The following is a 22,092-nucleotide window of genomic DNA, read 5'->3' as shown; positions in this document are numbered from 1 at the left end:
CTGCTGGTCAGGTCGTGCGGGACGCTTTGTCGTGGAGCCGCAGCTCGTCGATGTCGTGCGTCTCACCGCGGGCGATGTCGTCGAGGAAGTCGGCCACGATGCGCCGCTCGGCGGCACCCAGACGCCCGGCGGCCGCGGAGGCCGAGGAGTGGCGCACCGCCAGCACGCGGCGGGCGGGGGAGTCGGCGTCGATGGTCTCGCGCACGACGATCGAACGGCGGTCGCCCGGGTACGGTCCGCGCTCCACCCATCCGGCCTCGGCCAGTCGATCGATGAGGGCGGTGGTCGCCGCCGACGAGATGCCCAGCATCTCGGCCAGCAGGCGCGGGGTGACGGGGGCGTCGTCGGTGTCGCGCTGCAGCAGGAACCGCAGCACCTTGGCGTCGTTGGGGCCGATGCCGAGCGACTGGAGTGCGGCCCGCTCGGAGGCGACCCCGGACTCGGTGAGGTCGGTGAGGGCCTTGACGACGTCGTCTGCCGACGTGGTGTCTTCCATCTCGCCTCCCGCGATCTCTCGGCGGCCTAGTGTCTCCGAGGCCGATCAAGTAGACAGCCTCGCTACTAACCATGGTAGCTGTCCGCCTCGCGCAGGGGCAGGGGGCTGGGCGTTTCCCTGTCATAGGATGCCCAGGTGGAGAACGACTCGGGCGAAACGCGCTATTGGTACGGCGCCGCGGACGAGGATCGTCGCCGACGCGCCATCGAGGTGCTGCAGGCGTTCCGCGTGTACCGCGCCGCCGAGGTGGCGATGCGCCGACGCACCCGCGAGTCGATGTCGATGGGCGAGAACGAGCTCCTCGTGCTGCGCTACCTGCTGCGGGCCAAGGGCCAACAGCGTCAGGTCTCACCGAGTGAGCTGACGCGGTACCTCGGTGTCTCGACGGCGTCGACGACCGCCATCGTCGACCGTCTCGAGAAGTCCGGCCACGTCACCCGCACGCCCCACCCCACCGACCGGCGCAGCATCTTCATCGTCGCTACCGCGGCCAGCGACGACGAGGTGCGCGCGACGCTCGGGACGATGCACTCCCGCATGATGAGCGCCGTCGTCGACATGACGCCGGAAGAGAGCGCCGCGGTCATCGCGTGCCTCGGCCGCCTGCAGGATGCCGTCGACCAGGTCGATCCGCACCCGGAACCGGTCGACTCCGAGCGGTGAGTCGCCGACCGACGTCAGCGGGGTGACGCTCGGGGCATCCGGGCGGCAGTCCGCCGGTCCGGGTCAGGACCCCGGGTGCTCCGGCTCGGGCACCAGCAGGAGGCCGCCCGAGGAGTTCGCGGAGTTCGCCAGGTCTTCGACCCACGCGCGGCTCAGCAACGCCGGCTCCGGCTCGTCGAAGACGAAGCGCAGGGGGATCGACGGGTGCAGCCACACCGTGCTGCGACCCACGTCCTGCCCCGGACCGTGCGTCCACGACAGCGTGAAGCTCTCGCCACGGCGGAGCTTGGTGGCGATGACCACCTTGAGGTGCGCGAGCGCGCGATCCTCGATGTCGATCGGTGTCGCGGCGTCTCCGTAGTAAAGCGTTCCCACACGCTCACGCTAGTCGTGTGGAGCGTGGAGCCCGTCGGGGTTGCCTCACCGCCCCGCGCCGTGGCACCGGATGGCGGATGCCGCTCTGCGTTCCTCGGCTAGGCTCGGACGCATGGGCAGATTCATCTACGACACCGTCGCGAACGCCGTCGACATCGATGACCGCACGCTCGCACACCTGCGCATCGTCGTGATGAACAAGCTGCGCCGCTCGGAATCGTTCATGTTCGACGTCGAGGTCGGTGACGGCAGTGGCCGCCGCAGCTTCTGGATGCACCCGTCGGTGCCCATCCAGTTCCACTTCTACGGGAGCCGTCAGCCCCGCATCAACCGCGTGTGGGTCGAAGACCTCATGCTCGCGGCATCCGGACCCAACGGCCTGGCCATCACGCCCGAGCCCAGCGAAGACGCGGGCGTCGAAGAGGGCTGATCGTCGGCGCGGCGCCGAGAGTGCCGCGGGTCGGGCGCGTTCAGTGCGCCGATGACGAGGCGTCGGCCTCGGCGGACGGCGCGATGTCTTCGGCGACGAGCATGATGCCGCCCGAGGAGTTCGCCGATTCGGCCAGCCGCTCGATCCACTCGCGACTCAGCATCGTGGGTTCCGCCTCGTCGAAGACGAAGCGCAAGGGAATGGCCGGGTGCAGCCACAGCGTGCTGCGGCCGCGCTCCTCGTCGTCGCGGTGACGCCACGAGAGCGTGAAGCTCTCGCCACGACGGAGCTTCGTCGAGATCACGACCTTGAGATGCGCGAGCGCGCGATCCTCGATGTGGACGATCGTGCCGCTTCCGCCGTAATGAATGGTCCCCATGCGGCCCACGATACGCGAGGGTCTCGCCGGATACGCCGAGGATTGCCCGGTGTCAAGACCGCCGGACGGGACGGGGTGCCCCTGAGATCGTGGGACCTTCACGGAAGGAGGGCGCCATGACTCATCCCCCCACGCCTTGGCACCCGGAACCCGGCGACGAATCCGACGATCTCCCCCACGTCTTCGACGGACTCATCGGCATCGACGTCATCGACGGCGAGCTCGTCCCCCGCGCCTCGGAGCCGCCACGCCGCTGATGCTCCCAGGGCCCTCGTAGGCGCGCTGGATAACGTCGAGGTCATGACGGACTCGCTGGACGAACAGCAGATCACCGTCTCGGGTGCGGCGTTGCGAGCCCTGAGGGACGATTTCCAACGGTTCCTCATGGAGTACCGCTTCGGGCTGGCCGAGGTCGAGACAAAGATCTCGATCCTGCGCGAAGAGTTCCAGGAGATGCACGCCTACAACCCGATCGAGCACGTGTCGAGCCGGGTGAAGTCACCCGACAGCCTGGTCGACAAGGTGCGGCGCAAGGGCGTCGAGACCGACTTCGACTCGATCCGCGCAGCGATCACCGACATCGCCGGCATCCGCATCACCTGCAGCTTCGTCGATGACGCCTACCGCTTGTCCGACCTGCTCACCCGGCAGGACGACATCACCGTGCGCGAGGTGAAGGACTACATCGCCGAGCCCAAGGCCAACGGCTACAAGAGTCTGCACGTGATCGTCGAGGTGCCCGTGTACCTCTCGACCGGCCGGGTCGACGTTCCCGTCGAGGTGCAGTTCCGCACCATCGCGATGGACTTCTGGGCCAGCCTCGAGCACAAGATCTACTACAAGTACGACCGACTCGTGCCCGACGATCTGCTCGCCGAGCTGAAGAACGCCGCCGACACCGCGGCCGAGCTCGACGCGCGCATGGAACGGCTGCACCGCGAGATCCGCGGAGCGCAGCCGGGGGTGGTCTCGCTCTGACGAGCCCGTCAGAATGGAACGATGAGCGACGACGCCGGCCTCCTCGACGAGGTCGCAGCCGAACTGCTCGTCCTGCCGCCCGCGCGATTCACCGCGGCCCGTAATGCGCGAGCCGCCGACGTGGCGGGACCGGTCGGTCGCCGCATCGCGCACCTGCGCAAGCCCACGGTCGCCGCGTGGGCGGTCAACCTGCTCGTGCGCGACGGGCAGCTGGGCGAGGCCGTGGAGCTCTCCCGCGCTCTGCACGAGGCGCAGGACGACCTGGATGCCGCGGAGCTCGCCCGCCTCGGACGTCAGCGGCGTCAGCTCGTCACCGCCCTCGCCCGGCGCGCGGGAGAGCTCGCCGCCGCGGAGGGCACGCCGCTGAGCGGCGCGATGATCGACGCGGTGCAGAAGACCATCAACGCCGCCGTCGTCGATTCCACGGTCGCGGCGGCCGTACTGACGGGACGGCTCGTGGCGCCCGTCGACCTGGCCGATCTCGAGTCCGATGCCCTGGGGGCCGCGGTCGCCGGGTCGGTCCCCGGCGTGGTGCCCGCCGCCGGTCCGCGCGACGATCTCGCGGCCCGACGCGCGCGCAAAGCCGCCGAGCGGGCCGTGCGCGAAGCCGAGCGTGCGCGCGCCGAGGCCGATCGTGACCTGGCCGGTGCTGACAAGCGGCTGGCCTCGGCGCGAGAGAAGGCCGATCGGGCGAACGAGCGGGTCGACGCGCTGCGCGCCGACCTCGAGCGGGCGGAGGCCGACGCCGCGGCCGCGGCCGCCGCGGTCGATGCGCGTGAGGGCGAGCGCGCCTCGGCCGTCGAGACCGCTCGGTCGGCGGCCCGAGCGCTCGAACGGGCGGAAGCTGCGAGCGATGACGGAGAGGGCGCATGAGCGAGTCCACGGTGACGGCGATCCTCGACGCCGCGCGTCGGCGCCTGACCGACGCCCCGCGCGAGCGCATCGGCGAACTGCAGGAGGGGCGGCGGTTGCTCGGCATCCCGCGTGCGGCGCGCATCGCGCAGCGCGGGACGGCGTGGCACCTCGGGGTGCTGCTCGTGATCGACGACGGCGTGCTCGCCACGGGCGACATCGTGCGCTCGCACGAAGAGGTGCGCCGCGGTTTCGCCGCCGAATCGCAACGCCGCCGCGCCGAGCTGTCGGCGGCGGCGGCGCGCGGCGGAGTACCCGAGGGCGAGACGGTGCACATCGGGTGGCACCCCATCGACCTCGCCGCCCTCGACGCGGCATCGAGCCCCCTCGCCGTCCGCGGGGGAGAGGCGCTCGTGCGCTGGAGCGCGGCCGGGGGATACCAGCCGCTCGCCCGATACCTCGAGGAGCGCATCGAGCTGCTGCGTCATCCACCTGAGCGCGCGTGACGCCCCGCGCATAGTCGGGGGTTCGCCGGGTGTCAACTCTCGCGTCCCCGGTCTGTTCCGCGAGCGACGCTGGTCTATCGTGAGCGACGTGCAGCAGGTATGGCCAGGATCCAGTTATCCCCTCGGGGCCACTTACGACGGTAACGGGACGAACTTCGCCCTGTTCAGTGAAGGAGCGGAGCGCGTCGAGCTCTGCTTCTTCGAAGAAGACGGAACGGAGACGCGCTTCGAGCTCGTGGACGTCGACGCGTTCGTGTGGCACGGCTACCTCCCCAACATCCAGCCCGGACAGCGGTACGGCTACCGCGTGCACGGGGAGTACGACCCGGCCAGCGGCAAGCGCTACAACGCGAGCAAGCTCCTGCTCGACCCGTACGCCAAAGCCGTCGAGGGGCAGATCGACTGGGGCCAGCCGGTCTTCAGCTACGAGTTCGGCGACCCCGACTCGTTCAACGACGAGGACTCCGCCCCGCACATGATGAAGGGCGTGGTCGTCAACCCGTTCTTCGACTGGTCGGGCGATCGCCAGCCCAAGATCCCGTACGCCGAGAGCTTCATCTACGAGGCCCACGTGCGCGGTCTCACCCAGCTGCACCCCGACGTGCCCGAGGAACTGCGCGGCACCTACGCCGGCATCGCCCACCCGGCCGTCATCGACCACCTGAAGAAGCTCGGCATCACCGCCATCGGGCTCATGCCGGTGCACCAGTTCGTCAACGACTCCACTCTGGAAGAGAAGGGTCTGTCGAACTACTGGGGCTACAACACAATCGCGTTCCTCGCTCCGCAGAACACCTACTCCTCGACCGGTGACCACGGTCAGCAGGTGCAGGAGTTCAAGGCCATGGTCAAGGCACTGCACGCGGCGGGCATCGAGGTCATCCTCGACGTGGTCTACAACCACACCGCCGAGGGCAACCACATGGGCCCCACCCTCTCGATGCGCGGCATCGACAACGAGGCCTACTACCGCCTCGAAGACGACGACAAGCGCTACTACACCGACTACACCGGCACCGGCAACAGCATGAACGTGGGCAACCCCCACACGCTGCAGCTGATCATGGACTCGCTGCGCTACTGGGTACTCGAGATGCACGTCGACGGCTTCCGCTTCGACCTCGCCTCGACCCTCGCTCGCGAGTTCTACGAGGTCGACAAGCTCGCCACCTTCTTCGAGCTCGTGCAGCAGGATCCGGTGGTCTCGCAGGTCAAGCTGATCGCCGAGCCGTGGGACGTGGGCCCCGGCGGGTACCAGGTCGGGAACTTCCCGCCCCAGTGGACCGAGTGGAACGGCAAGTACCGCGACACCGTCCGCGACTTCTGGCGCGGCGAGCCGCAGGCCCTCGCGGAGTTCGCCTCGCGCCTCACCGGTTCGGCCGACCTGTACGAGCACTCCGGTCGGTTCCCGGTGGCGTCCATCAACTTCGTCACCGCGCACGACGGCTTCACGCTCCGCGACCTCGTGTCGTACAACGAGAAGCACAACGACGCCAACGGCGAAGACAACAACGACGGCGAATCGCACAACCGCTCGAGCAACATGGGTGTCGAGGGGTCGACCGACGACCCCGATGTGTTGAAGCGTCGCGCGCAGCAGCAGCGCAACTTCATCGCGACGCTTCTGCTGAGCCAGGGTGTGCCCATGCTGCTGCACGGCGACGAGCTCGGTCGCACGCAGGGCGGCAACAACAACGGGTACGCCCAGGACAACGAGATCACGTGGGTGGACTGGTCGAACATCGACACCCCGCTCATCGAGTTCACCGCCGCCCTCGCGCGTCTGCGTAAGCAGCACCCCACCTTCCGACGCAGCCGGTTCTTCGACGGCCGCCCCGTGAAGATGGAGGAAGGCGCTCCCATCCCCGACGTGGTGTGGCTGCGTCCTGACGGCTCACTCATGCAGCCCGAGGACTGGGACAACGGCTTCGGGCTCGCGGTCGGCGTGTTCCTCAACGGCCAGGGGATCCGCGAGCGCGACCGTCGCGGCGAGTCGATCAGCGACGACCACTTCCTCGTGCTCTTCAACGCGGGTGACGACAAAGTCGACTTCCGGCTTCCCGACTTCGAGTACGCCCCCAAGTGGGACGCCTACGTCGACACGGCGGGCGAGCGGGCCAACACCGAGCCGCTGAGCCCCGGCGAGACGCTGCCGCTGGAGCCCAAGTCGCTCATGGTGCTGCGCGAGCACCACCTTCCCGAGCCCGAGATCGACCACTCGGTCGCGGCCTCGCTCACGGCGCAGATCCAGGTCATCGGCAACGACGACCTGCCAGGTCAAGCACCCAAGCCGGAGCTGTGAGCGACATGCGGCATCCGCTTTCGACCTACCGCCTGCAGATCCGCGAATCGTTCACCCTCGACGACGCCGCCGAGGTCACGGGATATCTCCGTGACCTCGGGGTCTCGTGGGCGTACCTCTCGCCGATCCTCGAGGCCACCCCCGGCTCCGACCACGGCTACGACGTCGTCGACGTCACGCGCGTCGATCCCGCCCGCGGAGGCGCGGAGGGTCTCGACCGCTTCGCCGCCGCGGCGCGCGCCGAAGGGCTCGGCATCCTGATCGACATCGTCCCCAACCACATGGGCGTCTCGGAGCCGCGCTCGAACGCCTGGTGGTGGGACGTGCTGCGTCAGGGGCGCGCCTCGGCGCACGCGACCGCCTTCGACATCGACTGGGAGTTCGGTGGCGGCAAGGTGCGGGTGCCGGTGCTCGGCGACCACCTCGACGCCGTCATCGATGAGATCTCGTACGACCCCACGCCGGCCGACGACGCACCCGACGGGCTCATCCGGTACTACGACCACGCCTTCCCGGTCGCACCGGGAACGGGGACGGATGCCGCGGCCTCGGGCTCGCGCGATGCCATCGAGGCGCTGCTCGACGCGCAGAACTTCGAGCTGCGGTTCTGGCAGGACGAGGCGGCCGAACTCAACTACCGCCGTTTCTTCGCCGTCACGACCCTCGCGGGCGTGCGCGTCGAACGGCCCGAGGTGTTCCAGGCGACCCACGCCGAGATCCTCCGCTGGGTGCGCGAGGGCCTCGCCGACGGCCTGCGCGTGGACCACCCCGACGGTCTCGTCGACCCGGGCGGTTACCTCGACCAGCTCGCGACCGCTCTCACCGAGGCCGGCGGCCCGGATGCCGGGTACGTGCTCGTGGAGAAGATCCTCGAGCACGGCGAAGCCCTGCCCTCGTGGTGGAAGACGGCCGGGACCACCGGATACGACGCCCTCGCCGAGATCGACCGCGTGCTCACCGACCCCGCCGGAGAGGCGGCGCTCGACGCGCTCGACGCGCGACTGCGCGCCGCCAGCGATCTCGCACCGCTGACCGGCTGGCACGACCTCATCCACGACACCAAGCGCAAGATCGCCGACTCCATCCAGGTGTCGGAGATCCGCCGGATCGTGCGCGGCCTTCCCGCGTCGCTCCGCGAGGAGTTCGAGGTCGAGGTGCTGCAGGACGCCCTGGCCGAGATCCTCGCGTGCTTCCCGACCTACCGCTCGTACCTCCCCGCCGGTCGCGCGCACCTCGACGCCGCCGCGGGCGAGGCCGAGGTGCGTCGCCCCGAGCTGGGGGACGTGATCGAGAAGCTCGTGCCCGCGCTCGCCGACACCGCGCTCGAGATCGCCTGGCGTTTCCAGCAGACCACCGGGCCCGTGATGGCGAAGGGCGTCGAAGACACGGCGTTCTACCGCTTCACGCGTCTCGGCTCGCTCACCGAGGTGGGCGGCGACCCCGGGCAGTTCTCGCTCGACGTCGACGGCTTCCACGCGGCGCAGGCCGCGCGGCACGCCTCGTGGCCGACCGCGATGACGACGCTCTCGACCCACGACACCAAGCGCGGCGAGGACACGCGTGCCCGCATCGCGGTGCTCGCCGAGATCCCCGAGCGCTGGGCCGAGGTGCTCGAGGAGTTCCGCGGCATCGCCTCGACCGGGCACGGGCCCTTCGATGCCCTGCTGTGGCAGGCCATCGTCGGAGCGTGGCCCGCCACGGCGTCCACGCGTCACGGGCTGTCGGAGTACCGCGAGCGTTTGCACGCGTACGCCGAGAAGGCCGCGCGCGAGGCGTCGGAGGTCACCGGCTGGTGGGAGCAGGACGAGGCCTTCGAGGAGCGCATGCACGCCGTGGTCGACGCGGCCACCGGTCGCGCTGCCGACCGCGTGCGCGCGTTCGTCGACGAGATCTCGGCCGCGGGCTGGTCGAACGGCCTCTCGGCCAAGCTGCTGCAGCTCCTCGGCGCGGGTGTGCCCGACGTGTACCAGGGCTCGGAGTTGTGGGAGCAGTCGCTCGTCGACCCCGACAACCGCCGCGCGGTGGACTTCGCCGAGCGTCGCCGACTGCTCGCCTCGATCGACGCCGAGGGTGCCGCAAGCCCCGCGGTCGATGAGACGGGCGCGGCCAAGCTGCTCGTGACCTCGCGCGCCCTGCGCGTGCGGCGCGAGAAGCCCCTCGACGTGTACCGGGCGCTCGAGGCTGCGGGAGTGGCATCCGATCACGTCGTCGCCCTGGACCGCGGCGGGGTGTTCGCCGTGGCGACCCGTCTGCCGTGGGGCCTGGCCGAGCGCGGGGGCTGGGGCGACACCGTGCTGCTGCTGCCCGAGACGCCGGTCACCGACGTGCTGACCGGCCGCGAGTTCCCCGGCGGCCCCACCCCTCTGTCGGCCCTGCTCGCGACGTACCCCGTCGCCCTCCTGGTCTGCTGACCTTGCGCGTGAGGCGTCGAGAATCGTCGCCTCACGCGCCCCCGAAGCGACAATTCTTGGCACCTCACGCGTAAGGAACGACCTCATGAGCATTGCCGTCTGGGCACCGAAGAGCACGCGGGTGCGGCTGCGCCGGCTCGACGACAGCGGCGACACCGTCGTCGAAGACATCGAGATGGCGGCCGGTGACGGCGGCTGGTGGACGGCTCCGACGCGCCTCGCCGACGGCGAACGCTACGGCTTCGTGCTGGGCGACGGCGACGACCTGCGTCCCGACCCGCGCTCGCGCCGCCAGCCCGGCGGCGTGCACGAGGCCTCGGCGTGGTTCGACCCGTCGGTCTACACGTGGAACGACACCGCCTGGACGGGCAAGCAGCTCGCGGGCGGCCTGATCTACGAGCTGCACCTGGGAACCTTCACCCCCGAGGGGACCCTGGATGCCGCGATCGGCCGCCTCGAGCACCTCGTCGACCTGGGGGTGACCCACGTCGAGCTGCTGCCGGTCAACGGCTTCAACGGCACCTGGAACTGGGGATACGACGGGGTGCTCTGGTACACCGTGCACGAGGCCTACGGCGGACCCGAAGCGTACCAGCGCTTCGTCGACGCGGCCCACGCGGCGGGGCTCGCCGTCATCCAGGACGTCGTCTACAACCACCTCGGCCCCTCGGGCAACTACCTGCCCGAGTTCGGCGAGTACCTGCGCGAGGGCAGCCGTAACACGTGGGGCGACTCGGTCAACCTCGACGAGGACGCGGTCCGCTCCTACATCGTCGAGAACGCCCTGATGTGGATGAGTGACTACCACGTCGACGGTCTTCGCCTGGATGCCGTGCACGCGCTGCTCGATCACCGCCCGGTGCACGTGCTGCAGGAGATCGCCGAGCGCACCGACGCCCTGTCGGCGCACCGCGGCCTGCCGCTCACGACCATCGCCGAGAGCGACATGAACGACCCGAAGCTGATCCTGCCGCGCGAGGCCGGGGGCTACGGCCTCACCGCGCAGTGGTCGGACGACTGGCACCACACCGCGCACGTCGCGCTGACCGGCGAGACCATCGGGTACTACGAGGACTTCGCGGCGCTCGACGCGTTCGAGAAGGTCTCGGAGGGCGGCTTCTTCCACGACGGCAGCTACTCCACCTTCCGCGAGGAGAAGCACGGACACCCCATTCCGGATGCCGTGCCCAACTGGCGCCTGGTCACCTTCGCCCAGGACCACGACCAGATCGGCAACCGGGCCGCCGGTGACCGGCTGTCGCAGTCGCTGCCCTACGACCGCCTCGCGGCGGCCGCCGTGCTGACGCTGACGGCGCCCGGCACGCCGATGCTGTTCATGGGCGAGGAGTGGGGCGCGACCACCCCGTGGCAGTTCTTCACTTCGCACCCCGAGCCCGAGCTCGGCAAGGCCACCGCCGAGGGGCGCATCGCCGAGTTCGAGAAGATGGGCTGGGACGAATCCACCGTCCCCGACCCGCAGGACCCGTCGACCTTCGAGAACTCGAAGCTCGACTGGGACGAGGTCGGCGAGGGCGACCACGTGCAGCTTCTCGGGCTGTACCGCGAGCTGGCGAAACTGCGCCGCGAGCGTCCTGAGCTCACCGAACCCTCCCGTGAGGGACTGTCGGCGTCGACCCGCGAGGCGTCGGGCGGTCGCGTCTACGAGCTGCGGCGCCGAGACCTCTCGGTGATCGTGAACCTGTCCGAGGTCGAGATCACGGCATCCGTGGCCCGCGAGGCCCGCGTGCTGCTCGCGACGACCGAGGGCGTGGTGCTCGACCGCGACACGCTGACGGTGCCGGCGGGAGCCAGCGCGATCGTCGCCCCCGCGCGGTAAGACACCACGACGGCCCCATCCCCGCGCGGGATGGGGCCGTCGTCGTGCGCGGCTCAGACCTTGAGCGAGCTGCGGCCCGTGTGCCCGGGCGGGAGGCTGGAGCGGTCCACGCGGAGGCGCACCGCCGGCGCGCGGCCGCGGTGTCAGTCGATGCTCGGACGCAGCAGTCGCATGCCGCTCACGGCCACCGGCACCAGCAGCACGACGACGGCCACGATGATCGCGGTGATGCCGATCGGCGTGCTCTGCGGGGAGCCCGTGAAGCGCTCGACCGCGAGCCAGCCGAGACCCCAGGCCAGGGCCAGGGCCGGGGCCACGCGCCAGGAGCTGCGCCACGCGATGGCGAGTCCGATGAGGGCCACCACGATCAGAATGGTGATGCCGATGGCATCCGCCCCCTGCTCCCAGCTGGGCGGGACGACGGTGGTGAGCCAGGCGGCCGTGTTCGCGACGGTGGCGAGGGTGACCCAGCCCAGGTGAAGGCCCGTGATGCCGTCGATCAGCACCGAATCGACCACTCCTCCGCGGGGCTCGCGCGTGGCGACGGCGACGCGGAAGGTCCACCCGAGGGCGGCGAGCAGCAGCACGATCACGACGACCGTGAGGAACAGCGTGCCGAAGCGCGCGGTGACCAGCCACAGCCCGTTCAGCGTCATGGTGAGGGCGATGAGCCAGCCGAGCGCCCGCTGGCGCGGATTCGCGCGCTGGCGGGGGAGGGCCTGCCAGATCGCGTAGACGATCAGTCCGAGGTAGATGAGCGACCAGATCGAGAAGGCGGGGCCGGCGGGGGCGAGATACGAACCGTCGGTGTCGAGTGCGCCGCCCTGCTGGTCCTCGACGGCGGAGTTGCCGAAGGCCCCGGCTCCGATGACCGCCGCGATGAGCATGAACGACAGCGCGGAGAGGACGACGATCTGGCGTGCGAGGTCGACCCCGCGTGATGGTGTGGAGGCGTTCATGTCTAGAAGACTAGATAAGCTAGCGAGTTTTACGCATCGGGCTTGACATCACGGCATCCGGTATCGACGCGGGGCGACACGGCTCGACCGCGCGGAACGGGATGCCGAGGAGCTCGGGTGCGGCCGGGTCAGGCCGAGACGACGCGGGCGGCGAAGGAACGCAGCAGCCGGGTGGGCTGCTCGACCGAGGCGGTACGCACGTGCGCCGACACCTCGTCGAAGGCGTCGGCATCGAAATAGCCCGCATCGCGGTAGACGACCATGCGCGCCACGAAGGCGTCGGCCGTGGGCTCGGGGTGGAACTGCGTCGCCCACAGCCCCGCGCCCGCGCGGTAGGCCTGCACGGGGCAGGCGTCGTTCTCGGCGAGCAGAGTGGCGGTGGGCGGCACGCTCGCGGTGCCCTCTTTGTGGGCGGTCAACGCCTCGAACCGCGGACTCAGGATGCCGAAGAGCTCGTCGTCGCGACCGGCCGCGGTCAGGGTGATGTCGGTCGGTCCGGTGCCCTCGGGGTGCATCAGCGTGACCTCCCCGCCGAGCAGGCGCGTGACCACTCCGATGCCGAAGCAGGTGAACAGCGCGTTCGTGCGCCCCTCGATCGCCGTCGCGGCCAGACGCTCGAGGTCGCGTTCGAGGCGGCGCTGCGCGTCGGTCTTGTCGGGGTCGGTGACGTTGAAGGGGCTGCCGCCCACGACCACGGCAGCGAAGCGGTCGAGGTCGTCGGGCAGGGGATGACGCACCAGGTCGTGGTGGACGAGGTCGTCGTCGCCGACGCCCAGGCCGTCGCGGAACGACGCCCACTCGGCCACAGCCGCCGTGCGCTGCGGCCGGGCGCAGACGTAGAGCAGGCGTGCGGTCATCCCGAAATTGTATGCGGGTGAGTGCGCGGCGGGCAGGCCCTGGACATACGGCGACACGCGGTCGCGGTGCCCGAGTCGTGCGGCGCGCGCGTCAGCCGCCGGCCGGCGACGTGACGGGTCGGGTCAGTGCGGGCACCGCGTCGACCCGGATCCGCACGCGGTCGCCGGGCGTGAGACGCACCTCGGCGGGGTGCTGCACGTGCACGCCCGTCCCGTCGTCCACGCGCAGCATCGAGCGCCGCATGCTCCCGAGGAACGTGCTGGATTCGACGACCGCGTCGACGCCGGAGTCGCCGGGCGCCACCACGCGCACGTTCTCGGGGCGCACGAACACCTCGCACGGGCCGTCGGGGGCGAGCGCGAGCAGCGGCAGCCGCTGACCCCAGACCGACACCGTCCCCGCGGAGACGATCCCGGGCACCACGCTCGACGCTCCCACGAACGCCGCGACCTCGGCGCCGGCGGGCCGCGAGTAGAGGTCTTCGGGGCTCCCCACCTGGAGGATGCGGCCGGCGCCCATCACGGCGACGCGGTCCGACACCGCCAGGGCCTCCTCTTGGTCGTGCGTGACGAAGACGGTCGTGGTGCCCAACCGCAGCTGGATGCGCCGGATCTCGTCGCGCAGCTGCACCCGCACCTTGGCGTCGAGGGCCGAGAGGGGCTCGTCGAGCAGCAGCACACGCGGCTCGGTCACCAGAGCGCGGGCGAGGGCCACGCGCTGCTGCTGACCGCCCGAGAGCTGGTGGGCGTATCGATCGCCGAGGTGGCCGAGCCCGACCAGGTCGAGGGCATCGCCCGCGCGCCGGCGGGCCTCGGTCGCGCCGACCCCGCGGCGGCGCAGTCCGAACGCCGTGTTGTCGAGCACCCGCAGGTGCGGGAACAGGGAGTACGACTGGAACACCATGCCGATGTCGCGCTTGTTCGTGGGCACGCGCGACACGTCGCGCCCGCCGATGCGCACCTCGCCGTTGTCGGCGTGCTCGAGTCCCGCGAGCACGCGCAGCGCCGTGGTCTTGCCGCAGCCCGAGGGCCCGAGCAGCGAGACGAACTCCCCGGGGGCGACGTCGAGGTCGACGCCGTGCAGCACGCGGGTGGATCCGTACTCCTTGACGACGCCGCGCAGTTCGACCCCCGCGCGGGTGCCGGTGGCGAGGGTGCTCGCGGCGGCGTCGGGGAGCGCCCGGATGGGGGTGTCGGCGGCGGTCATGGGGTCTTCCTTCCGGCGCCGATGCGTCCGACGCGGCCGATGACGAGGAGCAGCACGAACGCGAACGCCAGTGCGAGCAGGGTGAACATGGCGGCGACCCAGCCGTCTTGCTTGTTGACGACCACGAGGGCCGTCTGCAGGGTCTGACGGTTCAGCAGCGAGGCGATCGTGAACTCGCCCAGCACCACCGCCACCGAGATGAGCGCGGCGGCGAGCAGGCCCTGCCGCAGATTCGGCACGATCACGCGCAGCAGCACGGAACCCCAGCCGGCGCCGAGGGTGCGCGCGGCCTCGGCGAGGGTCGTGACGTCGATGGCGTCGATCGAGGCCTGGATCGAGCGGTAGGCGAAGGGGAGCACGAGGATGCCGTACGCGAAGGCGAGCGTCCAGGCCCCGGTCCCGAGAGTGCGACCGATCTGCAGATAGATGGGGGTCAGCCCCACCACGAGCACGATCGCGGGCAGCGAGATCGGCAGCAGGGCGACGAACTCGAAGACGCGTCGCAGGCGCGGGAACGCGAGCGCCACCAGCACCATGGTCGGGGTGAACAGCCCCACCACCAGCAGCACGGTCACCCCCGCGAGGAGCAGGGAGTTGCCGAGGCCCGTCCAGACGGGGCGGTACTTGGCGGCGTTGGCGGGGTCGAACAGGCCGGCCCACCGGTCGAGAGAGAGGCCCGAGCCGCCCGGCAGCGGGGTCAGGGTGAAGAGCACCGTGGCCACGAAGGGGACGGCGAACACCACGCCGACGACGAGGCCGATGATCACGCGCACCGCGCGCGGGGGAGCGAGGGGGTTCACGACTGCCACCTCGCCGCGCGACGCTGGACGAGCGAGTACAGCGCCATGGCGATGGCCACGACCACGATCATGCCGAGCGCGAGGGCGCCCGCGAGGTTCTCGCGCCCCAGGACCGTCTCGCTGGTCAACGCGGTGCGGATCTGCAGCGGGACGATCTGCGACCCCTGGCTGGCGAGGGCGGCGGCGGTCGCGTACGACGAGAAGGCGTTGGCGAACAGCAGCAGCAGGCTCGCCAGGAACGAGGGGGCGAGCACCGGCATCCCCACGTGTCGCCAGAAGCCGGCGCGGGTTCCGCCGAGGGTCAGGTGCGCCTCCACCCACTGCGGCTTCAGCGCGGCGAGGGCGGGCATGAACGTGATGATCATGAGCGGCACCTGGAAGATGAGGTAGGCCAGCGCGACGCCCGGCAGGTCGTACAACCACACGCCGTTCTCGTAGAACGCGATGCCGGTCAGCTGCCGCACGAACACCGTCACCACTCCCTGCGCCCCGATCGCGGCGATGAGCACGAAGGCGAGCATGACGCCGCCGAACTGGGCGAGGACTCCGGATGCCGCGTCGACGGCCGTGCGGATCGCCCCCGTCTCGGGAAGCCCCAGCAGGGCCAGGCACACCAGCGCTCCCACGATCGCCCCCACGATCGCGGTGACGAGCGACAGCGCCGCGGAGTTGACGAAGGTCGTCACCACCAGCGGGTCGCCCAGAGCGGCGAGGTTGGCGAGGGTGAACGCCCCGTCGCCGTCGACGAACCCCGACGCCACGGCGAGCACCGTGGGCAGGGCCAGGAACAGCGCGACGTAGGCGACGAAGGGGAGCAGCCCCAGCCAGGCCCAGCTGCGGCGCGCCGCACCCCGCGGCGCCGGAGCGGAGGGCTCCGGCGCCGCGGGGGCGACGACCTGGTGAAGGACGGTCACTGCAGCGCCGTCGCCCACTTCTGCCCGAGCGTCTCGCCGGCGGCCGTGGACTGCGCCTCGGTGGGCACGACGGTGTCGTCGGGGGCGGCGGGCAGGGCTGCGGCGAGCGTCGCGTCGATCGTGCCGGCCGAGGTCATGGCCTCCATGCGGGCCGGACGCGCGCCGCCCTTGAGCCACAGGTTCTGCACGTCGTCGCTGTACAGGAACTCCTGCCACAGACGCGCTGCGGCCGGGTTCGGCGCATCTTTGTTGATGGCCTGGTTGTAGTAGCCGGCGTAACCGGTGCCGGGGAGCACGACGGTCTTCCAGGTGGGAACGGCCGATGCCTGGGCGGCGTTGAGGTAGTCCCAGTCGAAGGCGACCGGGGTCTCGCCGCTGGCGATGGTGGCGTCGGTCGGGTCGACCTTGAGGAAGTTCCCGGCGGCGTTGAGCTGGCCGAAGAAGTCGATGCCGGGTGTGAAGTCGTCGAGCGTTCCCTTCTGCTGAACCGTCGCCAGGCCCACGGCCGCGAAGGCCGAGCCCGCCTGCGTCGGGTCGCCGTTGATGGCCACGGCGCCCTTATAGGCCGGCTTGAGCAGGTCGCTCAGCTGGCTGGGCGCGGGGAAGCGGGCGGAGTCGTAGCCGACCGACATGTACCCGCCGTAGTCGCCGACGAACAGGCCCGAGCTCTCTTTGAGCGCGTCGGGGATCTCATCGAAGGTCGCGACCTTGTAGGCGGCGAAGGAGTCGGTGTTCTGCAGGGCGACGGCGAGACCGAGGTCGAAGACGTCGGGGGCGGTGTCGAGGCCCTGGTTGGCCGTGGCCGCCTGGATCTCCTCGGCGCTGGACACGTCGGGCGACTGCTCGTTGATCGTGATCTCGGGGTACCGCTCGGCGAACAGGTCGAGGATCTCGCCGTAGTTGGCCCACGTGCGCGGCAGCGCGATGACGTTGAGCTGGCCCTCGGCCTTCGCGGCCGCCTCGAGGTCGGTGAGGGTTCCGAAATCGGCGAGGCTCGTGGCCGTGGCGGCGTCGACGCCACCCTCGGCGGAGGAGGCGGAGCTGCCGCCGGCGCACCCGGCGAGCGACAGAGCCGCGACCGTGACGAGGGCGATACCGGCGATGGACCGGCCGGGGGAAAGGCGCGGGAATGACATGGATTTCCTCTCGTGTCTCTCGGGGGATCGACGGGGACGCCGGTACGAGACGGAGGAAAGCTATGGGCGCCTCGTGACCATTCGGAGCGGGACGGGTGAACTCGGCTCGTCCGCCGCCGAAACGGATGGGGGACGACGCGAGGGCGTGGGGCGGTGCTCAGCGGGAGGAACGCGTCGCGCGACGGCGCACCAGCGCGGCGCCCAGCGCGAGGGCGGCGATCGCCCAGAGCGCGGCCGCCGGCGAGAGCTCCCCACCGGAGCGGGCGAGTTCCCCGCCCGTGGCCGCCGTGGGGGAGGGGACCGGGTCCGCCAGCGAGAAGCTCGGTGCGACCGCGCCGATCGCCACCGGCCACCGGGCGTCCGCGAGGTAGGCGTCGAGGAAGGGGGCCCGATCCCCGGCGGTCGGCAGATCGGCCGACGTGCCCTGCGCGTGCAGGGTCAGGATGCCGCCGTCGATCGTGACGGTGGTGTCGCGAGGGGAGGGCCGCCAGAGGAGGGAGTCCGTCGTCCCCACCGTCAGCAGCGCGGCGTGCCCCGCCGACAGCGTCCAGTCGAGGGCGCGGAGGGTGACGGAGGTCGTGCCGCCGGCATCCACCGGGGTGAGGGTCTCGTCGATGAGGGTCGGGATGCCCTCGACACCGACGTCCCACAGCCGAACATGCGCCGCACCCTCGCCGCGCGTCTGCAGCACCACCTCGGCGCTGCCCGTCAGGCGCGTCTCCTCGGCGACGGGGACCGACAGCGTCTGCGAGGCACCGAGCGTTTCGGCGGTTCGCGGCGCCGTTCCGAAGAACGACCCGTCGCCGTCGTCGCCGTCGGGCAGAGCACCGGCGCCCTCGCCCGTGTCGACGTACTGCGCGGGGGCGAGGGCGGACGTGACCTCGCGCGTCGTCCCCGGCCACTCCGCCTGGGTCCGCCAGCGCCCGAGGTTGTCCTGCAGGGCGAACGAGGGCGCGGGACCCTCCTCGTCGCGAAGGTGGGCGTCGAAGAACGCGCGCACCTCGCCGAACCAGTCGGCGCGCCCCATCTGCAGGCGACCGGCGGAGTCGACGTCGTTTCCGGCGACGTGGTCCCACGGCCCCGCCCAGGCCGACACCGGCCCTTCCAGGCCGTCGACGACGTCGACCAGTCCGTCGGCGCGGGTGTTGCGCTCGGTCCAGCCCTGGGTGAACAGCAGCGGTACCGTCGACCCCTCCGCCCGGCTCGCGAGATCGCGCGCGGCCCATTCGGGTGACGCGCGCTCGGCGACGAGGGTGTCGGCGAGCAGCGACGTCGCGCACTCGGGGTGACGTTTCTCGTAGGTGGCGTTGTCGCGGTAGCGGTCGGTGTCGGGCGGGATGACGAGGCCGTCGACGTGTCCCGGGGTCGCGATGCCGGGAAGGGCGGCCATCTGCAGGTACGCCTCGGGCGTGGCCCGATTGTTCTCGGTCGGGATGCCGTTCTCCCACAGGTACGAGTACGGATCCCACACCGGTTCCTGACTGACGACGGCGGCGAGGCCGGCGGGACGCGCGGCCACCCCCATCAGGCCCGTCATCGCGTCGTAGGACTTCCCGTACATCCCGACCCTGCCCGTCGACCAGGCGGCGCTCGCCGCCCACTCGACGGCCGCCGTCACGTCGGCCTGCTCACCCGGACCGGCGAAGTCGAGGCACCCGGTGCTGCCGCCGAAGCCGCGCAGGTCGACGAAGACCACCGTGTACCCGGCGGCCAAGAGGTCGCCCTGATCGATGAGCGCTCGATGTCGCTGCGTCGGACCGGTGAAGGGCCGGTGCTCGTCGCTGGCGGCGCCGCTGTGCGAGAAGTAGGGACCGATCAAGAGGATGACGGGGGTGCGCGCATCCGGAGGCAGGTGCGCCGGCCGCAGCACGTCGGCGTGTAGCTCGACGGGGTCGCCGTCGGTGGAGGCGGCGGGCGAGGGCAGGTACTGCTCGGTCCACACCGCGCCCTCGGGGACGGAGGGGTTCTGCGCGTGCGTGACGCCGGAGGCCACGTCGGAGGCGGAGGTCGTCGTCGTCGGCGTCGCCGGGGCAATGGATGCCGCGGGTGTCGGCGCGATGTCGAGGTCGGGGGTCGCCGCGGACGCACCGCCCGCCCAGAGCAGCGTCATCACCACGCTCGACGTGACGATGAGCCCGGCCGTTCGGCCCCGCATTCCCACTCCCTTTTCCCCCGCAGGTTATCGCGCGGCGGATGCGCGGATGCGAGAGCGCGAGCTGCCCCGGCTCAGCGTGAGGAACGCGCCGTGCGGCCCCGCACGACGCCCACGAACGCCTCGACATCGGGCGTCGTGTTCTCCCGCAGCCAGGCCAGCGCGACCGTGGACACGGGTCCGTCCCGCAGGACCCGGTACTCCACGTCGCGACGACGGTGCGCGCGAGCGAGGGACATCGGCACGATCACCACACCCACGCCGGTGGCGACGGTGGCGATCGCCTGGGCGGTGTCGCCCGGCGGCGCGAACGCGGGGGGCACGGCATCCGGGACGACGACGTGCAAGACGTCATCGGCCGCGGCGATCACCACCTGCCCCGCGAGGTCGGCGAGTGCGAGCTCGTCGGCGGCGGTGAGCTCGGAATCCGTGGACATCACCACGACCGGCTGCTCCTCGTAGAGCTCGATCACGTGGAGGTCCTCGGATGCCGCCAGAGGCAGGCGCACCAGGGCGGCATCGAGGTCGTCGATGGCCGCGCGCTGGTGCTCGACCGTGATCTCTCGAAGCTCCAGCGAGACGTGGGGCATGCGTTCACGCCACAGATCGATCCACTTACCGGGCGTGGCGCCGGGGACGGCGCCCAGGACGAAGGTGCGCGGCTCCTCCCGAGGCGGCGGGGTCGGGCGCGCGACACTCTTCTTCGCGGGTCGTGCGCGGCCCGCGGCGACGGGACGGGCGGGTCTGCTGCGTCGAGGCGCGCCGCCGCGTCCCCGAGAGCCCTTGCCGTTCACCATGACTCCAGGCTAGCCGCGGGAGTAACGTGAGAGCATGATCGGTATTCTGGCGCTCGTCGTCGCGGGACTCGCGGCCCTGCTGCACGTGTACATCTTCGTGCTCGAGAGCGTGCGCTGGACGAACCCCCGTACGCGGAAGGTCTTCGGCATTCCCGACCAGCAGACCGCTGAGATCACGAAGTCGATGGCCTACAACCAGGGCTTCTACAACCTGTTCCTGGCGATCGGCGCGATCATCGGGATCATCGTCTGGGTCGTCAGCGGAATCGGCGACCCGGTCGGGCGCACCCTGCTGGCCTTCTCGCTCGGCTCGATGCTGGCCGCGGCTCTGGTGCTCGTGAGCACGGGCCGCAAGAACCTGCGCCCCGCGGTGATGCAGGGCACCCTGCCTCTCATCGGGCTCGTGCTGACGTTCCTCGCCTGAGCTCCGCCCGCGCGGAGCCGACGGCGGCCGGGCCCGTCGGGTACACGAAAACCCGCACGCTCCGAGGAGTCGTGCGGGTCGTGGATGCCGATGAAACGGCGGAGTCAGGCGGCCAGGCGCAGCCCCCGACGGTCGGTGGCGACGGCTTCGCCGTCGTTGATGATCTCGTCGTCGCCGATCAGCGAGCCGGTGGCAATGCGGGCGTTGTGGCCCACCTGCGTTCGCACGCCGATGTGAGCACCCGCGCCGATCACCGCGCCCGCGCAGATGTGCGCGTGCGGCTCGATGTGCGCCTCGGGTCCGATGACGGCGTCGGACTCGATCCAGACCCCACGACCGACGCGGACGCCCGCGGCGATCTGCACGCCGGGTTCGACGTAGGCACCGTTCTCGACCAGCGCCGACGGGTGGACCTTCGCGCCGTGCGCGACGAGTCCGCGACCGTTGACGTGCTTGCGGTAACGCAGCGTCTCGCCATGGTCGTTTTCGATGTCGATGTAGTTCTTACCCACGATCCCCTCCGGACGGCTATCGGGTCAGCCGACATGTATGACAACGGGTGCAGAATCGGCTTCATTCCCTCGAATGCTTCTTCGTCGCCCGTGCCATGATCGGTTTGCTCGACGTCGAGAGAAAGTGCGGCACGGTTCCCGGCGTCGGTGTCTTCCCCCGTTCTCCCACGGGGAAGCGAAAGGCGCGGGCGGGTTGACACGCGGGGCGTGCGGGTGGGGTGACGTGGCGTCGGCGTGCGCGGGTCGGTCCACTCTGCTGCCGTCACGCGGCGGGACACCTCACCCGGGCTGGCAGGTGGGGCACCAGTACACGTTTCGCTCGCTGGTGGACGAGGCGCCGAGGCTCGTGGCGCGGATGGGCGTGCCGCAGCGCCGGCACGGGGCTCCGTCGCGGCCGTAGACCCAGAACCGTCGCCCGGGGCGACTGTCTCCGGTGAAAGTGCGTTCGGGGCGGGGGAGGTTGGCGCGGATCATGCGCTCGCCGAGGGCGATGGTGGCCTGCACGTCGATCTCGTTCGCCGGGGTGGTCGGCGCGATTCCGCGCACGAAGAGCAACTCGTTCGCGTAGACGTTGCCGAACCCCGCGACGTTGCGCTGGTCGAGGAGTGCGACGTGCGCGGCGCGATCGTCGGCCGCGACGCGGCGGACGGCCTCTGCCTCGTCCCAGTCATCGGCCAGCAGGTCGGGTCCGAGATGCCCGATCACGGTGTGCTCGTCGACCGTGCGGAGGACCTCGACCATCGCAAGGTCGAAGCCCACGGCATCCGCCCCGCTCACCCCGACGATCGCGCGTGCCTTGAAGGCTTGACGTCGCCACCGTTCGCCGGGCCGGTAGACGTCCCACCGGCCCTCCATCTTGAGGTGGGAGTGCAGCGTGTAGCCGCCGATGCGGTGCAGCAGGTGTTTACCGCGCGCGGCGACCTCGTGCACGGTCTCACCGCGCAGATCGGCGGTCGCGCTGCCGGGCACGCGGATGTCGAACCGCGTGACGACCTTGCCGGTCAGTGCCGCCGACAGCTTGGCGGCGGCGCGGTAGACGGTGTCGCCCTCAGGCACGGTGCACTCCCGGGTCGTGGGGCGCGGAGGGGTTCGCCTGGGTCTGGGT

The 22,092-nt window shown here is 70.9% G+C and carries 23 protein-coding genes; 10 read left to right on the top strand and 13 right to left on the bottom strand.

Annotated elements, in window-relative coordinates:
* Nucleotides 1-7: 7 nt before the first annotated feature.
* A complete protein-coding gene (locus IFR11_RS12795) occupies nucleotides 8-496 on the bottom strand; it encodes a MarR family winged helix-turn-helix transcriptional regulator (protein ID WP_191916397.1) in 489 nt (162 codons plus the stop codon).
* A 135-nt stretch (nucleotides 497-631) separates the two neighbouring features.
* Here IFR11_RS12795 and IFR11_RS12790 point away from each other — a divergent pair, with 135 nt between their 5' ends.
* A complete protein-coding gene (locus tag IFR11_RS12790) occupies nucleotides 632-1,159 on the top strand; it encodes a MarR family transcriptional regulator (RefSeq protein WP_191916396.1) in 528 nt (175 codons plus the stop codon).
* A gap of 63 nt (nucleotides 1,160-1,222) precedes the next feature.
* Here the strand turns inward: IFR11_RS12790 and IFR11_RS12785 are convergent, their stop codons facing one another.
* Complete coding sequence (locus IFR11_RS12785; protein WP_055833451.1) at nucleotides 1,223-1,534, bottom strand: DUF7882 family protein; 312 nt, start codon at nucleotides 1,532-1,534, stop codon at nucleotides 1,223-1,225.
* A gap of 112 nt (nucleotides 1,535-1,646) precedes the next feature.
* Between IFR11_RS12785 and IFR11_RS12780 the strand changes: the two genes are divergently transcribed.
* Nucleotides 1,647-1,964, top strand: a complete 318-nt coding sequence (locus IFR11_RS12780; protein ID WP_055833454.1) for a DUF7882 family protein — start codon at nucleotides 1,647-1,649, stop codon at nucleotides 1,962-1,964.
* 40 nt (nucleotides 1,965-2,004) lie between these two features.
* Here IFR11_RS12780 and IFR11_RS12775 read toward each other — a convergent pair whose 3' ends face one another.
* Nucleotides 2,005-2,343: a DUF7882 family protein gene (locus IFR11_RS12775; RefSeq protein ID WP_055833458.1), complete on the bottom strand. Its 339-nt coding sequence runs from the start codon at nucleotides 2,341-2,343 to the stop codon at nucleotides 2,005-2,007.
* Between the two features lie 116 nt (nucleotides 2,344-2,459).
* Between IFR11_RS12775 and IFR11_RS12770 the strand changes: the two genes are divergently transcribed.
* From IFR11_RS12770 to treZ, 7 genes are all read left to right on the top strand, one after another.
* Nucleotides 2,460-2,600: a hypothetical protein gene (locus IFR11_RS12770; RefSeq protein WP_156458694.1), complete on the top strand. Its 141-nt coding sequence runs from the start codon at nucleotides 2,460-2,462 to the stop codon at nucleotides 2,598-2,600.
* 43 nt (nucleotides 2,601-2,643) lie between these two features.
* Nucleotides 2,644-3,321: a GTP pyrophosphokinase gene (locus IFR11_RS12765; protein WP_055833460.1), complete on the top strand. Its 678-nt coding sequence runs from the start codon at nucleotides 2,644-2,646 to the stop codon at nucleotides 3,319-3,321.
* Between the two features lie 21 nt (nucleotides 3,322-3,342).
* Nucleotides 3,343-4,194: a transposase gene (locus IFR11_RS12760; protein WP_191916395.1), complete on the top strand. Its 852-nt coding sequence runs from the start codon at nucleotides 3,343-3,345 to the stop codon at nucleotides 4,192-4,194.
* Nucleotides 4,191-4,679, top strand: coding sequence for a glutaminase (locus IFR11_RS12755; RefSeq protein WP_191916394.1), 489 nt, complete (start codon nucleotides 4,191-4,193; stop codon nucleotides 4,677-4,679). The genes IFR11_RS12760 and IFR11_RS12755 overlap by 4 nt, the downstream gene beginning before the upstream one ends.
* A 79-nt stretch (nucleotides 4,680-4,758) precedes the next feature.
* Nucleotides 4,759-6,981 (top strand): glycogen debranching protein GlgX, encoded by a 2,223-nt coding sequence (glgX, locus tag IFR11_RS12750; protein ID WP_342030300.1) that lies wholly within the window; start codon nucleotides 4,759-4,761, stop codon nucleotides 6,979-6,981.
* Nucleotides 6,982-6,986: 5 nt separating this feature from the next.
* Nucleotides 6,987-9,392 (top strand): malto-oligosyltrehalose synthase, encoded by a 2,406-nt coding sequence (treY, locus tag IFR11_RS12745; RefSeq protein ID WP_191916412.1) that lies wholly within the window; start codon nucleotides 6,987-6,989, stop codon nucleotides 9,390-9,392.
* Nucleotides 9,393-9,477: 85 nt separating this feature from the next.
* Complete coding sequence (gene treZ, locus IFR11_RS12740) at nucleotides 9,478-11,229, top strand: malto-oligosyltrehalose trehalohydrolase (protein ID WP_191916393.1); 1,752 nt, start codon at nucleotides 9,478-9,480, stop codon at nucleotides 11,227-11,229.
* A 143-nt stretch (nucleotides 11,230-11,372) separates the two neighbouring features.
* On the opposite strand, the gene IFR11_RS12735 is transcribed toward treZ, so the two are convergent.
* From IFR11_RS12735 to IFR11_RS12700, 8 genes are all read right to left on the bottom strand, one after another.
* Nucleotides 11,373-12,188, bottom strand: a complete 816-nt coding sequence (locus IFR11_RS12735; RefSeq protein ID WP_191916392.1) for a tryptophan-rich sensory protein — start codon at nucleotides 12,186-12,188, stop codon at nucleotides 11,373-11,375.
* 128 nt (nucleotides 12,189-12,316) lie between these two features.
* Nucleotides 12,317-13,045: a glutamine amidotransferase-related protein gene (locus IFR11_RS12730; RefSeq protein ID WP_191916391.1), complete on the bottom strand. Its 729-nt coding sequence runs from the start codon at nucleotides 13,043-13,045 to the stop codon at nucleotides 12,317-12,319.
* Between the two features lie 91 nt (nucleotides 13,046-13,136).
* Nucleotides 13,137-14,252 (bottom strand): ABC transporter ATP-binding protein, encoded by a 1,116-nt coding sequence (locus IFR11_RS12725; RefSeq protein WP_191916390.1) that lies wholly within the window; start codon nucleotides 14,250-14,252, stop codon nucleotides 13,137-13,139.
* Nucleotides 14,249-15,052, bottom strand: coding sequence for an ABC transporter permease subunit (locus IFR11_RS12720; protein WP_191916389.1), 804 nt, complete (start codon nucleotides 15,050-15,052; stop codon nucleotides 14,249-14,251). The genes IFR11_RS12725 and IFR11_RS12720 overlap by 4 nt, the downstream gene beginning before the upstream one ends.
* Nucleotides 15,049-15,966 (bottom strand): ABC transporter permease, encoded by a 918-nt coding sequence (locus tag IFR11_RS12715; protein ID WP_055937641.1) that lies wholly within the window; start codon nucleotides 15,964-15,966, stop codon nucleotides 15,049-15,051. The genes IFR11_RS12720 and IFR11_RS12715 overlap by 4 nt, the downstream gene beginning before the upstream one ends.
* Nucleotides 15,963-17,102 carry an ABC transporter substrate-binding protein gene (locus IFR11_RS12710; RefSeq protein ID WP_191916388.1) on the bottom strand — a complete coding sequence of 380 codons (1,140 nt, stop codon included), beginning with the start codon at nucleotides 17,100-17,102 and terminating at the stop codon, nucleotides 15,963-15,965. Before IFR11_RS12710 ends, IFR11_RS12715 begins: the two co-directional genes overlap by 4 nt.
* A 157-nt stretch (nucleotides 17,103-17,259) precedes the next feature.
* Nucleotides 17,260-19,257, bottom strand: a complete 1,998-nt coding sequence (locus IFR11_RS12705) for a CocE/NonD family hydrolase (protein WP_191916387.1) — start codon at nucleotides 19,255-19,257, stop codon at nucleotides 17,260-17,262.
* 71 nt (nucleotides 19,258-19,328) lie between these two features.
* Nucleotides 19,329-19,901, bottom strand: a complete 573-nt coding sequence (locus tag IFR11_RS12700) for a LysR substrate-binding domain-containing protein (protein WP_342030302.1) — start codon at nucleotides 19,899-19,901, stop codon at nucleotides 19,329-19,331.
* 184 nt (nucleotides 19,902-20,085) lie between these two features.
* Between IFR11_RS12700 and IFR11_RS12695 the strand changes: the two genes are divergently transcribed.
* Nucleotides 20,086-20,475 carry a DUF1304 domain-containing protein gene (locus IFR11_RS12695; protein ID WP_055833494.1) on the top strand — a complete coding sequence of 130 codons (390 nt, stop codon included), beginning with the start codon at nucleotides 20,086-20,088 and terminating at the stop codon, nucleotides 20,473-20,475.
* Nucleotides 20,476-20,579: 104 nt separating this feature from the next.
* Here the strand turns inward: IFR11_RS12695 and IFR11_RS12690 are convergent, their stop codons facing one another.
* Complete coding sequence (locus IFR11_RS12690; RefSeq protein ID WP_055833497.1) at nucleotides 20,580-20,987, bottom strand: transferase; 408 nt, start codon at nucleotides 20,985-20,987, stop codon at nucleotides 20,580-20,582.
* Nucleotides 20,988-21,266: 279 nt separating this feature from the next.
* Complete coding sequence (locus IFR11_RS12685; protein ID WP_070408629.1) at nucleotides 21,267-22,043, bottom strand: DNA-formamidopyrimidine glycosylase family protein; 777 nt, start codon at nucleotides 22,041-22,043, stop codon at nucleotides 21,267-21,269.
* Nucleotides 22,044-22,092: the final 49 nt, after the last annotated feature.

The organism is Microbacterium sp. CFBP 8801, assembly GCF_014839455.1.
Classification (GTDB): domain Bacteria; phylum Actinomycetota; class Actinomycetes; order Actinomycetales; family Microbacteriaceae; genus Microbacterium.
The sequence above is the reverse complement of the archived record's forward strand: the minus strand, read 5'-3'. Positions and strand labels throughout refer to the sequence as shown.